The following is a 14,689-nucleotide window of genomic DNA, read 5'->3' as shown; positions in this document are numbered from 1 at the left end:
GTCCGGGGAGTGGCAAGGCGGAGCAGCGCGGCGGCGTGTCGTTCTGTTGCCGCGATTTCCGGGATGGCTGCGCCCTCCCGAAACTCGCGGCAACGGTGCGCCCCCAAAAGCAAAGGAACGGCTTTGGCCGTTCCTTTGCTTTTGGGGAGGGGAAAAGGGGGAGATGAAACAAAACAAAAAAACGATACCCGCGACAGGCCACAGGCCTGGAGCTAATGAAAGTCTTTGGAAGGGGGGTCCAGGGGGGAAACCTTTCTTCAGAAAGGTTTCCCCCCTGGTCGCCGAAGGCAGCACGCAAAAAGGCCGCCCGAGGGCGGCCTTTGGTTTTTTGCGAGGTGGGAAGCGACGTGTCGTTAGGCGGCTTCCGCGGGTTCGGCGGGTTGTTCCTCCACCGGACCGGGGACGTCACCCTTCTGGGACACTTCCAGTTCTTGTTTTACGCTGACGGCCACCTTGAAGAGCACGGTGATGACCAGGCCGCCGATGGCGAAGACCATGGCGGAGATAGCCAGCTCCTGCCAGCTCGGCCAGTAGGAGGTCACGCCTTCGAACGGGTTGGGCGTGAAGCCGCCGATGAGCAGTCCCAGGCCTTTGTCGATCCAGGTGGCGATCACCAGGATGATCAGGGCGATGGGCAGCAGGGTCTTGTTTTCCCGCAGCTTGGGCGGAATGAGCAGCGCCAGGGAAACGACCGCGCCGATGACGAAGGTCCACATCCAGGGCACGAGCGTGGTGTTGCCGTCCAGACCCACGAAGAAGAACTGCAGCGCGTGCTGGTGTCCGGGGATGCCGGAGTAGAACGCGGTGAAGACTTCCAGCAGGAAGAAGAACACGTTGGCGACCATGGCGTAGGCGATGGTGCGGGCGATGTTCTTGGTGGCCTCCCAGCCAGGATCGAAGCTGGTGAACTTCTTGACGATCTGGAGCAGGAGCAGCAGGATGGCCGGTCCGGCGCAGAACGCGCTGGCCAGGAAGCGGGCGGCCAGGATGGCGGTCAGCCAGAAGTGGCGGCCGGGCAGACCCTGATACAGGAACGCCGTAACCGTATGGATGGAGAACGCCCACACGATGGACAGGTACACGAGCCACTTGACCCACTTGGGATGCGGCTGGTTGCGCAGGTCCGTACCCAGGCAGGTCCAGCCGATGATCAGGTTCAGGAACAGGTAACCGTTGAGCACGATCATGTCCCAGAACAGGATGGAGTTCGGGGTCGGGTGGAACACGATGTTGAGCATGCGCTGGGGCTGGCCGAGGTCGACCACGACGAAGAGCATGCACATCAGGCACGCGGCGATGGCGAGGAACTCGCCGAAGATCACCAGGTGTTTGTATTTTTTATAGTGGTGGAAGTAGTAGGGCAGCACGATCATGACGCCGGACGCGGCAACACCCACGAGGTAGGTGAGCTGGGCGATGTAGAATCCCCAGGAAACGTCGCGGCTCATGTCGGTCAGGGTCAGACCTTCCACCAACTGCCAGATCCAGACAGCGCCGCCGGCGCCGATCACGGCCAGGAGGAAGAGGATCCAGGCCCAATATTTGGGTCCACCTTTCAAAGCTCTTTCTAACATCTCATCCTCCCCTTAGATGATGTAGTAGACGCCCGGTTCGGTCCCGGCGCTGGGCTTGCGGCGAATGGTGAAGTGCTCGCGCAGAGCCTGCCGGACCTCGGAGTCTTCCTTCAGCAGGTCGCCGAAGAACATGGACCCCGGGGCCATCTCGTTGGCCTTTTCCACACAGATGGGTCGCAGTCCCTGGGCCAGCCGGTCCACGCAGAAGTTGCACTTTTCCACAACGCCGCGTGTGCGTGTGGGGAAGTCCATGTTTTCTTCGTGGAGGTAGGGGCGCGGATCCATGAAGTTGAAGCTGCGCGCGCCAAAGGGGCAACCGGCCATGCAGTAGCGGCAGCCGATGCAGCGGTGGTAGTCCATGGCCACGATGCCGTCCGGGCGCTGGAAGGTGGCCTTGGTGGGGCACACCCGCACGCACGGCGGATTTTCACAGTGGTTGCAAAGCAGGGGGAACTCGCGGTTTTCGATTTCCTCGGCCGGGAAGTTGTTGTGCTTCTCGGTAAAGACCTGGTGGAAGTGTCCGCCCCAGATCCATTTGATTTCCTGCTTTGTGGGGTTGCCTTGCTCGTCCACGATGTGCGGCACGTTGTGCCAGGCGTGGCAGGCTTTTTCTAATTCTTCGATCTGTTCCTTGGTATTGAGCTTGGTCGTGTCGATGACCATGGCCCAACGTTCGGCGTGATCGGCTTCTTCGGCCACCTTGGGTCCGCTGCCGTGGGCGGGGCTGCCGGAAGCGAAGCTCAGGGACGGGCTGAAGCACAGACCGGCGGCGGCGCTGGCTCCAGCGAACTTCAGGAAGCTTCTCCTAGTGCGTTTCATTGTACCCCTCCGGCTGAATGTGGCAGTCCCAGCAATAGGGGGTGACTGCGGCCGTTTCATGGCACTTGTCGCAGAAGTCCTTTTTGCTGGTGTGGCACTTCATGCAGGTTTTCTGCAGGCTGATTTCAAAGGTTTCGCCGCGCTGGTTGGTGTAGGAGCGCTTGCCGTCACGCAAGGCCCAGTCGCGCCACTCGTCGAGCAGCTGCATGTGCTTTTCCCGCATGTACTGGGTGTCTTCGATGCAGGCGAAGGTTTCGAAACCGGCGGCCTTGACCTGGGCTTCGGTGGGAAGCTTCGGTTCCGGGTCTTTGTAGGCCTCGCTGGGTGCATTGAACCACAGCGGGAACGTAACCAGCCCGAGGAAAATGATCAGGCCGGCGAAGATAGGCATACCGTAATGGAATTTCATCAATTATCCCTCCTGGTGGGGCCGGGCCCGCAGGTTAGACCTCGTCCTCGAAGCCTTTGAGAGGCTCCTGGCGCAGGTCCATGGTGCGTTCTTGTTCGCCGTCCAGGATCAGGGCGTTGCCCACGAGTTCGTGAACGCCGCTGATCTCGACTCCCGGTGCCCAGTAATCGGCCAGGGGAATGAGCGTGGCGCGGTCGATAGCGCAGACGCAGGAGAGGGTGTTCACGTCGTGTTTCTTCTGGACATGGGAGAGAGCCTTGCCGCGGGGCATGCCGCCACGCAGACGGATGTCCATGATCTCGTCCGTGTTCAGACCGGAGCCGCCGGCGCAGCAGTAGGTCATCTCACGGATGGTGTTGGACGGCATCTCGTAGAAGTGGTTGCAGCAGGCCTTGATCACCTCGCGCGGCTCGTCCAGCAGACCCATGGCGCGGGCCGGGTTGCAGGAGTCGTGGAAGGTGACGCGGCGGTGATCGTTGCGGCTCTTGTCGAACTTGAGCTTGCCGTGTTTGATCAGGTCCGCGGTGAACTCGGCGATGTGAACCATCTTGGTGGCGGAGGCGTTTTTGAACACCGTGCCGGTGATGGGGTTGACCGGAGTGGTCATCTGCGGTCCCTGGATGTCGCCGTTCATGGTGTCCATGTACTGGTTGATCACGCGCCACATGTGGCCGCATTCGCCGCCCAGGATCCATTTGCAGCCCAGCCGGTTGGCTTCGGCGTACATCTTGGCGTTCAGCTTCTTCATGGTTTCGGAAGAGGTGAACAGGCCGAAGTTGCCGCCTTCGGACGCATAGGTGGACCAGGTGTAGTCCAGATCCAGGTAGTGGAAGAGAACCAGGTAGCCCATGAAGGTGAAGATGCCGGGATCGGCAAAAGCGTCACCAGAGGGCGTGATGAACAGGATCTCGTGTCCCGGCTCGTTCAGGGGCGCCTTGACGCGCACGCCCGTGACCTCTTCAATGTCGTCCACCATGAAGTCCATGATGTCCTTGAAGGCCTGGGGCTGAATGCCGAGGTGGTTGCCGGTGCGGTTGCAGTTGGCCACCGGCTCCATGATCCAGTTGATGTTCAGGCCCACCAGGTGCATCAGTTCGCGGGCCATCATGGTGACCTCGGCGGTGTCGATGCCGTAGGGGCAGAACAGGGAACAGCGGCGACATTCCGTGCACTGGTAGAAGTAGATGAACCACTCCTTGAGCACGTCTTCGGTCATGACGCGGGAGCCGGTCAGCTTGCTCATGATCTTGCCCGCCAGGGTGAAGTCCTTGCGGTAGATGGAGCGCATCAGCTCGGCGCGCAGAACAGGCATGTTCTTGGGATCGCCGGAGCCGATGAAGTAGTGACACTTATCCGCGCAGGCGCCGCAGCGCACACAGATATCCATGAAGACTTTGAGCGAGCGGTACTTGTCCAGGCGCTCGCGGAAGCCCTGGTGGATGATGTCCTGCCAGTTCGGAGGCAGTTTCCAGTCTTCGTTGCTGGGCACCCATTCCCGCGGGTTGCCGACGGGCAGCCCTTCTTTTTCCAGATAGGAAACGATGTCCGGCTTTCCGGGGTAGGCCCAGTTGCCCTCGGACGTATCCGCCTTCAGGTCCATCCATGGGGTGGACGGCGGATTGTAGTCGAGACCCTGAATGAGCTCTTCGGGTTTCATTTTCGACATATTGTCATCTCTCCGTAGTTATTGGTCCGACAGACGACGATTCCGTCTAGGCCTCTTCGCCGCGGTTGGCGGGATCCACCACCGGCAGACCGGCTTCGTGCATGGCCGGACCGAAGTCCTTCTCGTACGCCTCGTAGGAGTGGGGCTTGATGTCCGGGTTCCACGGGTTCTCGTGGTGCTTGATGCGGGTATCGTTGGGCATGTTCCGGGTCGGGCTGAGGAACACGCCGCCCAGGTGCATCAGCTTGGAGAACGGGAAGTAGGCCAGCAGGGTGCTGACCAGGAACACATGGACATAGAAGGAAGCGCTGATCTGCTCGAAGGGCAGGTTCGCGTAGTTGAAGGTCACCAGTCCCATGGTCACGGCCTTTACGGCCACCACGTCCACCTTGTCGAAGAAGCGCATGTAGATGCCCGACAGCGCCACGCTCAGGATGAGCAGCAGGGGGAAGTAGTCCGTGAACAGGGAGATGTAGCGAACGCGCGAATCCCAGAGCCGGCGGATGAGCAGCAGGCTGACGCCCGTGACCAAAAGCAGGTCCGAGAGGTACAGGCGCGGGACGCCCAACTGGAGAATGCCGTCGCCGAATTCGAGCCATTCAAAGAAGATGGGCACGGGTTCGGTGAACAGGCGCATGTGCCGCACGGCCACGATGAAGAAGCCGTAGTGGAACAGGATGGCGAAGAGCCACAGCCACTTGGAAGAGGCATAGCCCAACACGCCGGTTTCCTTGTTCAGGTGCACCTTGGTGTTGCGGAACAGGGTGCGGAAGGCAAAGACCTCCAGCAACATGCGCACAAAGGTTTGGGCCCCGTTGGAAGGGTTGTCCCATTTGTTTTGCTTGATCCAGTCAAGCGATTTTTGCTGTCCGCCCGTTGTCGGGATGCGGAACGGGACAGGGCTGCGCGTCCATTGGAAAATCTTGTAAACGAATCCTGCCAGGAAGATGATGATTGCCGTTGTCGGGACGCACACCGCAAAGAAAAATTCCAGGTGCGCGGAACCGACCCCGAGCAACGGAATCAGCACCAGCAGAAAGACGAAAACGAGTGAGTACATTGCAGTCATCTACCGTCACCTCGCTTCTATTTACGGCCCGGGCGACCCCTTCGCCCGCACCTTACCGTTCGTCGGCCCCAGTGGCCGGACTGTCCACGATCATGCGCGCGCGGCGCAGAAGGTTGTGCTGGGTTCGCTTGACCTCGTTGACCCGCATCTGGAAAATTTTTTCCCGAGCCTGGGTGTAGAGATCCAGAGCGATTAGCCCCATGGTGTCGATGCGCGTTTCCAGGCCCATGAGTTCTTCCAGCCCGTCGCATTGGGCCAGTTCCTTCATGTAGGTTTCGCGCAGCACTTTCTTGAGCAGGTAGACGAAGCAAAGCGCCTGGGACGGCTTGAAGTTCTGTACGGTGCGGATGCGCACCAGCTGGTCCAGGGCTTCGGCGACGCGCTCGGCGTCGTCCCACTGCAGAAACACGTCAAAGAGATCCCGGGCGCTGTCGTTGATGGCGGCGCCCACAGGATTGGCGAAGCGGTCGGACTGCTTGCGCCAGACCTCCTGCGTTTCCGGTGGATAGGTCTCAAGAATCAATTCGGCCCAGCGGTCCACGAGTCGGTCCCGGTCCTGGGTCAGACGTTGGATCAAGTCCATTGGCTCCCCTGCTCCCCGCGCACGAAAGACGGAACGCCTCGGCGCGTCCCGCCAGCATTCCGGCCTGTTTGCGTTTAGGCCGGAACTTGTGAAAATACTCACGTATAAAACACATGCATGTATTCCAGATACCCCTGGAAACGTCAAGCCGTTCTGCCAGCGAAAACAGGCGGATTGTCCCTTTTTGTCCGGCGTGGCGCGGGTTTTGGCACGCTCGTCCGAAGGGATACGTTGTTTTCGCCCGCGTGAGGACGGGGGGTTGCTGTACACGCCCGGAGCTGAAGGCGCAAGAGGATGGGACCGGAGCGGCCGCGGCTTCGTTGTGGGGATGAAAATACCGTGTTCACGAAGGGGGAAAGCGCCCAGGAGCGGACTTCTTCGTCCCGTGCGTCGCGGATTGTCCTGTTTCACGGCTGGTTGTCTCGCAGGGGCGAATCCTGTTACCCTGGAGCGGCGTGGCAAAAGAGCACGAGTTCACCGGCCGTAACGGGCCGTCCGGCATGTTTCGTTCAATGCGGCCTGGATTGTTTCGGACCGCATGTTGCGCCATAGCCGGGACAACCAAAGGAGCATCGGGCCGCAATGACAACATTCACGGGCATCAACCATCTGGCCATGGCCACGGGGGATATGGACTCCACCATCCGCTACTGGCGCGACCTCTTGGGCATGCGTCTGGTGGCCGGACTGGGTCGGCCCGGTTACCGCCACTATTTTTTCGAAATTTCGAAAAACGACATGATTGCATTTTTTGAATGGCCGGGGGTGGAGCCGGGACCGGAAAAGGATCACGGTGCGCCTGTGCGCGGACCGCATACCTTTGATCACGTTTCCCTGGGCGTGGCCTCGCACGAGGATCTTTGGGAGCTGCGCGATAAGCTGGAGGCTGCGGATTTTTGGGTCAGCGAGGTCATCGACCATGGGTTCATCCACTCGCTGTATTCGTTTGACCCAAACAATATCGCCGTGGAATTCAGCGTGGCCGTACCCGAGGTGGACATCCGGGCGCATCCGGTGATGCTTGATTCCGAGCCGGTGGACGCGGCGCGGGCCGGTGCGGATCCCGTTCCCGAGGTCTGGCCGCCGGTGCTGGAGCCGCGTGCCGAGGAGGACCGGGTGGTGTACGAGGGTATGGGATCGGAGCTGGCCGAGGGCGTCAAATAGTCGGTGCCTGGACAGGCAGATATACCGTCAGGGTGGTGCCGCGTTTCTCGGAGGTTTCCATGTGAATGTCCCCGCCCAGGGTGCGGGCGATGAGCCGGGCCGAATAGGTGCCCAGGCCCGTCCCCTGGCTTTTCCCGGCGGTGGCGTATTTTTCGAAAAAGGTCTCGCGCACGGTCTCGGGGACAGGCGCGTGGTTGTGGACCTGAATGCGTTTCCCGTCCGGCAGGGTATCCAGCAGCAGCGTCACCTGCTCTTCCGGGGCCGAGGCCTCCACCGCGTTTTGCACAAGATTGCCGAGCATGGTCTGGAGCAGGAAGGGGTCCGCGTCCAGGAGCAGAGTATCTTCCTCCCGCAGGGGGCGGGCGTTACAGCGGATGTGCAGGTCCACGCGTCCTTCCAGGAGCAGGGTGGATAGTTCCCGGCGAACGGTCCGGGCCACGTCCGTGAGATCCACGCTTCGCGGGCGCAGGCCGTAGCGTCCGGTCTCCATGCGGAACATGTCGCGGTGCCGCCGCACCATGGTCAGCACCCGGTTGGTGGTACGTTCGATTTCCTGAAGCACGAAGCGCTGGGGCGGGCGGAGATTGTCGTCATCCTTGAAGGCGCGTGCCGCCGTGGCCGCGGCCGCCAGGGGTGTTTGCAGATCGTGGCGCATGATGTGCTCCACGTCCCGGCGCATCTGCTCCATGCGCCGCTGTTCGCTGACGTCCTGAATGGCCCCGATGATCCGCAGGGGCCGGCCTTTGGAATCCATCTCCACGGAGGCGCGGAAGTGCAGGTGGCAAAGCTCGCCATTGGGATGCTTGATGCGTACCACATGTTCATAGCTTTCCCCGGCGCGGGCGGCCTGCTCATGCTTTTCAACCAATTCGGGCCGGTCCTCGGGGTGGATTTGGGTGCGCACCAGTTGCAGGGTGGGGACGATGCTGCCGGGTTCATGGCCCATGAGCCGGTACGTCTGGTCGGACCAGAAGGTTTCGCCGGTTTGCAGATTTTGTTCGAAACAGCCGAACCTGGCGATTTCCTGGGCGCGGTCCAGGCGGGCCTGGCTGAGACGAAGCGCCTGTTCCGTGGCTTTTTGGCGGGTCACGTCTATGAGCGAGACCACCACCCGGCCCGAGGCCAGGGGATTGTCCAGCAGTTGAAAATGGATCACCAGATGCCGGGGCTGGCCGTCCAGGGTGCGGTGGGTGATTTCTCCGTGGAATTCCCGGCCGCCCTCGGCGAGCACGGCCATTTCCTCAAGAAAAACCTCGTCGGAGTCGTCGCCCAACACCTGCCCCAACCCGGCGAAGAGCGCTTCCTTGGAGGGCGCGTTGAGCATTTCCAGGGTGGCTTTGTTCACGTTCAGTATCTTGACCCGCCGGGCGCATTCGGCCAGTTTCTCCGGGTGCTCCGCGAAATACCGCCGGAAGTCGCGAATTCCCTGGCCGCGCAGTTCGTCGAAGTAGAGGAAGAGATCCGAGAGATCTTCCTCCCAAAGGGAAATGGGCGTGCTTTCGAAAAGATCTTCAAAGCGGCCTTCGTTGCGCCCCTGGGAGCGAAGCTCGTCCAGGTTGTCCTGGAGAAGGAATTGGACGGGATCCACGCCCAGGGCGAGGCCCAATTGTTCGAGCAGATCAAGGGAGGGGGAGGCCAGGCCGTTTTCCAGTGCAAAAATGCGGTCGCGCGAAAGTCCGGCCCGTTGCGCCAGGGCGCTGCGGGTTATTCCGGCTTCGGCGCGCAGACGCGCCAGAGTGTGGCCGAAGAGCCGTCTCAGTTTTGAGGTGGGCTGATCGTCCGGCAGGGTCTCGTGCATCTTTCCCCCTCTTATTTGTGTGGATAAAGCGAACGAATGCGGAACGCAACCCCGGTTTTGTGAAAAAAGATGGCGGCCAAACCGTATGGAGCGGGCCGATGGAACAGTATACAGACTTTATTTTGCGATTCGGCAACAAGGGAACAACATGATGCGGGAATTGATTGCGTTCGGTTCCGGATGCGCCAGAGCGGAATTCGTGGCCAGGCAAAAGCGGTTCACCGTGGTCTGCCGTGGCCGGGGAACCCACCAAGGCAGCGAACTGCTGGCCCACACCAACAACACGGGATCCATGCTGGGGCTGCTGCGTCCCGGGAGTGAGGTGCTGCTCTCTCCGGCCGCGAATCCGGCCCGGAAGCTGCGTTGGACCTGGGAACTTGTGCGCCACCAGGGTTTTTGGGTGGGCATCAATACCCAAACCCCCAACCGTCTGCTCCGATTGGGCTGGGAGCAGGAGGAGCTTCCCGAAGTGCGCGGGTACACGCATTTCCGGCCCGAGGCCCGGGCCGGGCAGAGCCGCTTGGACGGGCTGTTTTTGTGCAACCGGCCGGATCTGGAACAGGGCGGCAAGGTTCGTATCACGGCCGAGGACGTCCCTGCCGAGGACCGGCTGTGGGTGGAGTGCAAAAACGTCACGTTGACGGAAGACGAAGTGGCCTTGTTCCCGGACGCCGTGACCGAGCGCGGGCAAAAGCATCTGCGCGAGTTGATGGCGCTGGCGCGCACCGGCGCCAGGGTCGCCTTGTTTTTTGTGGTGCAGCGGCCCGATGCCCGGTGCTTTGGCCCGGCGGACATGATTGACCCTGTCTATGCCGATCTGTTCTGGCAGGCCGTGGACGCGGGCGTGGAGGTCTGGCCCTATGAGGCGCTCGTCACGGAACGCGGTCTGGGGTTGGCCCGCCGGTTGCCCTTGGTGTGCCGTCCCTGACGTATTGCCCGGGAGCGCCCGTCAAAAGCGCACCAGCTCATCAAAGCTGCGCAGGGCGTAGTTGTCGGTCATGCCGGAAATGAAATCCAAGATGGCCTGGTGGCGATCGGTCTCCTTTTCCAGATCGTAGAGCACTCTGTTGGCAAAGCGGCCCTGGGGCGCTGTGTCCCGTCCTTGACGCGAGTATTTGACCAGCCAGTCCAGAAATACGGGAAAGAGCACGGATTGCCGGGCTGCCCTGGCGCGGACTTCGTCCATGCCGCCCCGTTCTAGCGGAAGAACCAGCTCCGCAAACACGGTTTCCAGCACCAGATCCACGAACCGTTTGTAATGTTCCAGACGGGGGTGCCGGTAGATATGTTCATAGTTGAAGCTTTTGAGCCGTTCCATAAAGTCGGCGTTGGCCGTGGATAGGCGCAGCCCCTGGTCCGGGTCCGAATGGGTGCGCAGATCCTGGATGAAATACTGGAGCAGCACGGTGTTGTTGATTTCCCGGGCCTTGATGTCCCCGTATTCCCTGGCCATGTCCTCCAACAGGCCGAGCTGGGCCGGGGAGAGGATGCCCGTGGTCAGGGCGTCTTCGATATCGCGGCCGAGGTAGGCGATTTTGTCGGAGAGTTTGACCGCGCATCCTTCCCAGGTGAAGGGGTCGTACTGGGCTGGCCGGGTCATTTCTTCCAGGTCCGGGGCGGTGGTGCGCGGGCGCAGGGCCGTGTCGCCCACCTCGCCGCAATGACAGACAATGGCGTCGCGCACGCCGTAGGTCAGGTTCAGATTGCGGTGCGTGCCGCCCGGATCCTCCAGGGTTTCCAGATCATCGACAAAGCGCAGGGAGTTGCGTTCATGCCAGAAGTCCGCGAGCTGCCGCTCCCGGGCCAGCCGCTTGAGCACGGATTCCCCGGCATGGCCGAAGGGCGCGTGTCCCAGGTCGTGACCAATGGCTGCGGCCGAAGTCAGCTCCCTGTTCAACCCCAGGGAGAGCGCAATGGTTTCGGCCACGGACATGACGTGGGCCACGTGTTCGATGCGGGTGCAAATGTGGTCGTTTTGCGGCGCGAAAAACACCTGGGTCTTGTGCTTCAGGCGGCGATACGCCGTGCAGTGCAGGATGCGGTTGAAGTCGCGGGAAAACGGGCTGCGTGGATCGCGTGCGCGGCGGTACAGTGGCTCGCGACGGGTCAGGATTTGTTCCCAGTGCGGATGGCCCGGGCGGGCGGCCACATCCGCGAAGGGACCGGCGGATTCGGATCGGGACGATGTGGTTGGCATGCACTCGGCTCCTTGGATGCGATATCGGGTTGCCGACAGGGTACCGCGCCTTGGACCCGCTGCAAAGGGGGAAGGAACGGTGAATTCCGGCCGCTCCACAATTTGACCCAACTATTTGATGGAAAAGGGGTGTTTATTCGGTTGTGCTGTATCGTTAGATGTGTTTGAATTTGAAACAAAATCGGGGCATAGATACAGCCAAGGTTTGAAGACTGACCGGAAAACGGGTCATTCGGCTGGAAAAGGCGTGCGTCTGCGGAGGCGGCGGAGCGACGGAAAGGAAACGTGATGACGGAATTTGGTATGCCGGAATACAGAGTGGCTGTGGAGCAACTCAGGCCGGGCGTGTTCATCCGCCTGGATCGGCGTAACTGGTTTAGCCATCCGTTTTTGTTCAATAGCTTCAAGATCAAGGACGAGCAGCAGATTCGGGTGCTTCGCGAGTTGGATATCCTCGAGGTGACCTGCGTGCCGGAAAAGTGCGACTGCCTGCCCGGTGTGGGAGCGTCCGACCGCGTCCCGTGCGGCAAACAGCCTGCCCCAGCCCCTGCCAAGCCGAAAACCAAACAATCCGCCCGGCCCAAACCACAACCGCAATCGACCAGCCCCGAACTGGAACGGCTCTGGCGCATCAAGCGCGAACGGGCCGAGCGGCTACGCAAAAAACGCGAAGCCATTGCCCGGTGCGAGGAGCGCTACGTGGACGCGGTCCGCGTTGCCTCGGACATTCGGCGCGGCATCCTGGGCGCGGACAACACCAAGAGCCTGGAAGCCGTGGAGTTTGTCCGCAATCTGGTCAAGGTGTTTCTCGGCGACACGGAATCCACCCTGCATCTCATGAATGTGCTCAAACCCGAAGAGCACGTCTATTCTCATGAACTGAACGTGACCATCCTCTCCCTGCTGCTCGGCCGCGAGCAGGGCATGGAGGAGGAACCGTTGGTCATTTTGGGACTGGCGGCCCTGCTGCACGACGTGGGCAAGGAACGTGTGGACCGTCGGCTGCTCAAGAAACGCGGTCCGCTGAATCGGTCGGAAACCTACAACCTGCGGCGGCACGTGGACGAAGGCCGGGCCATGCTCATGCGGCTGCCCTCCATGCCCCTGCGCGTGGTGGAGGCCGTGGCCCAGCACCATGAAATGCTGGACGGCAGCGGCTATCCCAACGGACTTTCCGGAGAGGACATCGGCTGCGAAGCGCGTATCGTGGCCTTGACCAATGTGTACGACAACCTCTGCAACCATCCCAATCCCGAGGCATCGCTCACGCCGTACCTCGCCCTTTCCCATATGTTCACCCAGCGGCGGAATCAGCTTGATTCCGGGCTGCTTTCCCAATTTATCCGCTGCATGGGGGTCTACCCTCCGGGAACCGTGGTCCAGCTTTCCAACGCCGCCATCGGCATGGTCATGGCCGTGAACCCGGAAAACCAGCTCTGCCCCAGCCTGGTCATGTACGACCCGGAAATTCCGCGCAAGGAAGCCTTGATCGTGGATCTGGCGGAAGACCCGGACTTGAAGGTGGAAAAAAGCATCCGCCTCAATCACCTGCCCCAGGAAATTCTGAACTACCTTAGCCCGCGCACCCGCATCAGCTACTACGTGGAGTAACACGTATCCCGGCCATTCGTGGCGAACGGCATTCGTCACGCGCCTGGGACGCGACCGGGTCGCAGCGTTGCGATTTATCCGCGCAGGGCGTCAGGTCTGTGGGGAGTCGTCCTCCAGCAGGCGGCTCACGCTTTGGACGAGTTTTTCCTTGAGGATCGGTTTTTTGATCACGTCGCAAATGCCCATGGACTGGGCGCGCTCCAGGCTGATGCTGTCGGAAAAGCCCGTGCAGAGGATCACAGGCAGGTCGGTCCGCAGCGTGAGCAGTTCCTGAGCCAGCTCCACTCCGGTCATGTTGGGCATGGCATAATCCGTAACCACCAGGTCGAAGTCGTTGGGCCGAAAGCGGAAGGCTTCCAGGGCTTCCACGCTGGACGTGCGGGCCGTGACCTGGAATCCGAAGCCCTCGAGCATCTCCCGCGCAATGTCCACCAGGGGTTTTTCGTCATCCACCACCAGAACACGGCCCCGGCCCGGTTGCAGGGTGGGCAGGGCGACCTGGGGCGCGGCAGCCTCGGCCCTGGCGCGGGGCAGGTAGACATGGAAGGTGGTTCCCAGGCCTGGTTCGCTCTCCAGCAGAACCACGCCCTCGTGCGATTTGACGATGCCGTGCACCACGGAAAGCCCGAGACCCGTTCCCTGATCCGGCGGCTTGGTGGTGAAAAATGGTTCAAAGACCCGGGCGCGGGTGGCCGCGTCCATGCCCGGTCCGTTGTCGGAGATGCTCAGGTGCAGGTACCAGCGCGGATCGTGCAGGCGCGCCGGGGCATCGGGACCGGCATCCGCCAGACCCAGGGTCAGTTGGCCGCCGTTTTCGCCCATGGCCTGGGCCGCGTTGGAACACAGGTTCAGGATGATCTGGTGGAATTGGGTGGGGTCGGCCAGGGCCAGATCGTCGGAAGCGTTCATATTCAGGCGGACCTTGACGGTTTCGGGAAAGCTGGGCCGCAGGAGCTTCATGGCCTCCTTGATCAGTGGAGCGAGCTTGAGGGGCTTGCGCTCCTGTGGACCCTGGCGGCTGAAATTCAAAATCTGGTTGATCAGGTCGCGGGCGCGTCTTCCGGCCCGAAGGATTTCCTGCACCCGGCGGCGGTTGCCGTCGTCCGGCAGGGTCTCGCGGATCAGTTCGGAATATCCCATGATGACACCAAGGATATTGTTGAAATCATGGGCAATACCACCGGCCAGGGTCCCCAGGGCTTCCATTTTTTGCGCCTGGCGGAGTTGTTCCTCCAATTGCTTTTGCAGGCCGATGCGCCGTTCCACTCGCTGGGCCAGGGTACTGTTCAGCTTGTGCAGCTCCTGTTCCGTGCTCCATTTGTTGCAGAGGGAAATGGCCAGCTGGCGCAGTTCCTGGGCGCGAAAGGGCTTTTGCAGGTAGAGGAGTTTTCCTGGCGGAGGCACGCGGCGGTTCAGTTCCTCCAGGGTCACGTCCGCATAGGCCGTGACCATGACGATTTCCATGTCCGGGTCGGTCTCCCGGAGATGTTCCGCGGTCCAGATGCCGTCGGGTCCGGAGTGCAGGCGCACGTCCACCAGGGCCACGGCATAGGGCTTTTCCTCCCGCAGGGCTTGGCGGGCAGCGGCCACGGCTTCGCGACCGTCATCGAACAGATCCAGCTGAAACTGCGGGCCGTTCGGCAAGGGACCGGGCGCACCGTTGAGCATGTCGGCCATGTCCTGGGCCGCGCCTTCGGACAGTCCGAGAATGTCCCGATAGAGCGTGAGCATGCCCGGTTCATCGTCCACGGCGAGGAGGCGGTAGGTTCGGTTTTGGTTCGGCACGGGCGCATCCTGGG

At 61.4% G+C, this 14,689-nt stretch carries 12 protein-coding genes; 3 read left to right on the top strand and 9 right to left on the bottom strand.

Annotation, left to right across the window (positions count from 1 at the left end; all coding sequences use genetic code 11):
* Positions 1-353: 353 nt before the first annotated feature.
* The 6 genes from dsrP to B5D49_RS11245 are packed head-to-tail and all read right to left on the bottom strand — an operon-like array spanning position 354 to position 6,120.
* On the bottom strand, positions 354-1,574 hold the full coding sequence (gene dsrP, locus B5D49_RS11270) for a sulfate reduction electron transfer complex DsrMKJOP subunit DsrP (protein WP_078717805.1): 1,221 nt from the start codon (positions 1,572-1,574) through the stop codon (positions 354-356).
* A 12-nt stretch (positions 1,575-1,586) separates the two neighbouring features.
* Entirely contained in the window at positions 1,587-2,393 is an 807-nt protein-coding gene (dsrO, locus tag B5D49_RS11265) for a sulfate reduction electron transfer complex DsrMKJOP subunit DsrO (protein ID WP_078717804.1), read from the bottom strand.
* Positions 2,380-2,802 carry a sulfate reduction electron transfer complex DsrMKJOP subunit DsrJ gene (gene dsrJ / locus B5D49_RS11260; protein ID WP_078717803.1) on the bottom strand — a complete coding sequence of 141 codons (423 nt, stop codon included), beginning with the start codon at positions 2,800-2,802 and terminating at the stop codon, positions 2,380-2,382. Before dsrJ ends, dsrO begins: the two co-directional genes overlap by 14 nt.
* A 34-nt stretch (positions 2,803-2,836) precedes the next feature.
* Positions 2,837-4,468, bottom strand: a complete 1,632-nt coding sequence (gene dsrK, locus B5D49_RS11255) for a sulfate reduction electron transfer complex DsrMKJOP subunit DsrK (RefSeq protein WP_078717802.1) — start codon at positions 4,466-4,468, stop codon at positions 2,837-2,839.
* A gap of 46 nt (positions 4,469-4,514) precedes the next feature.
* A complete protein-coding gene (gene dsrM / locus B5D49_RS11250) occupies positions 4,515-5,537 on the bottom strand; it encodes a sulfate reduction electron transfer complex DsrMKJOP subunit DsrM (RefSeq protein ID WP_078717801.1) in 1,023 nt (340 codons plus the stop codon).
* A 52-nt stretch (positions 5,538-5,589) separates the two neighbouring features.
* Entirely contained in the window at positions 5,590-6,120 is a 531-nt protein-coding gene (locus B5D49_RS11245) for an RsbRD N-terminal domain-containing protein (RefSeq protein ID WP_078717800.1), read from the bottom strand.
* 582 nt (positions 6,121-6,702) lie between these two features.
* Between B5D49_RS11245 and B5D49_RS11240 the strand changes: the two genes are divergently transcribed.
* The gene (locus B5D49_RS11240) at positions 6,703-7,284 is read left to right on the top strand and encodes a VOC family protein (RefSeq protein WP_078717799.1); all 582 of its coding nucleotides are present in this window, start codon (positions 6,703-6,705) and stop codon (positions 7,282-7,284) included.
* On the opposite strand, the gene B5D49_RS11235 is transcribed toward B5D49_RS11240, so the two are convergent.
* Positions 7,277-9,082 (bottom strand): PAS domain-containing protein, encoded by a 1,806-nt coding sequence (locus B5D49_RS11235; RefSeq protein ID WP_078717798.1) that lies wholly within the window; start codon positions 9,080-9,082, stop codon positions 7,277-7,279. The genes B5D49_RS11240 and B5D49_RS11235 overlap by 8 nt on opposite strands.
* A 148-nt stretch (positions 9,083-9,230) precedes the next feature.
* On the opposite strand from B5D49_RS11235, the gene sfsA reads away from it, so the two are divergent.
* Positions 9,231-10,010: a DNA/RNA nuclease SfsA gene (gene sfsA, locus B5D49_RS11230; protein WP_078717797.1), complete on the top strand. Its 780-nt coding sequence runs from the start codon at positions 9,231-9,233 to the stop codon at positions 10,008-10,010.
* 21 nt (positions 10,011-10,031) lie between these two features.
* Here sfsA and B5D49_RS11225 read toward each other — a convergent pair whose 3' ends face one another.
* Positions 10,032-11,279, bottom strand: coding sequence for a deoxyguanosinetriphosphate triphosphohydrolase family protein (locus tag B5D49_RS11225; protein ID WP_078717796.1), 1,248 nt, complete (start codon positions 11,277-11,279; stop codon positions 10,032-10,034).
* A 288-nt stretch (positions 11,280-11,567) separates the two neighbouring features.
* Between B5D49_RS11225 and B5D49_RS11220 the strand changes: the two genes are divergently transcribed.
* Complete coding sequence (locus tag B5D49_RS11220; RefSeq protein WP_078717795.1) at positions 11,568-12,890, top strand: HD-GYP domain-containing protein; 1,323 nt, start codon at positions 11,568-11,570, stop codon at positions 12,888-12,890.
* Between the two features lie 90 nt (positions 12,891-12,980).
* Here B5D49_RS11220 and B5D49_RS11215 read toward each other — a convergent pair whose 3' ends face one another.
* The gene (locus tag B5D49_RS11215; protein WP_234990714.1) at positions 12,981-14,675 is read right to left on the bottom strand and encodes a hybrid sensor histidine kinase/response regulator; all 1,695 of its coding nucleotides are present in this window, start codon (positions 14,673-14,675) and stop codon (positions 12,981-12,983) included.
* Positions 14,676-14,689: the final 14 nt, after the last annotated feature.

This window comes from Paucidesulfovibrio gracilis DSM 16080, from assembly GCF_900167125.1.
GTDB classification, from domain to species: Bacteria; Desulfobacterota; Desulfovibrionia; order Desulfovibrionales; family Desulfovibrionaceae; genus Paucidesulfovibrio; species Paucidesulfovibrio gracilis.
Note: the sequence above shows the minus strand (reverse complement) of the source record. Positions and strands in the feature narration are given on the sequence as shown.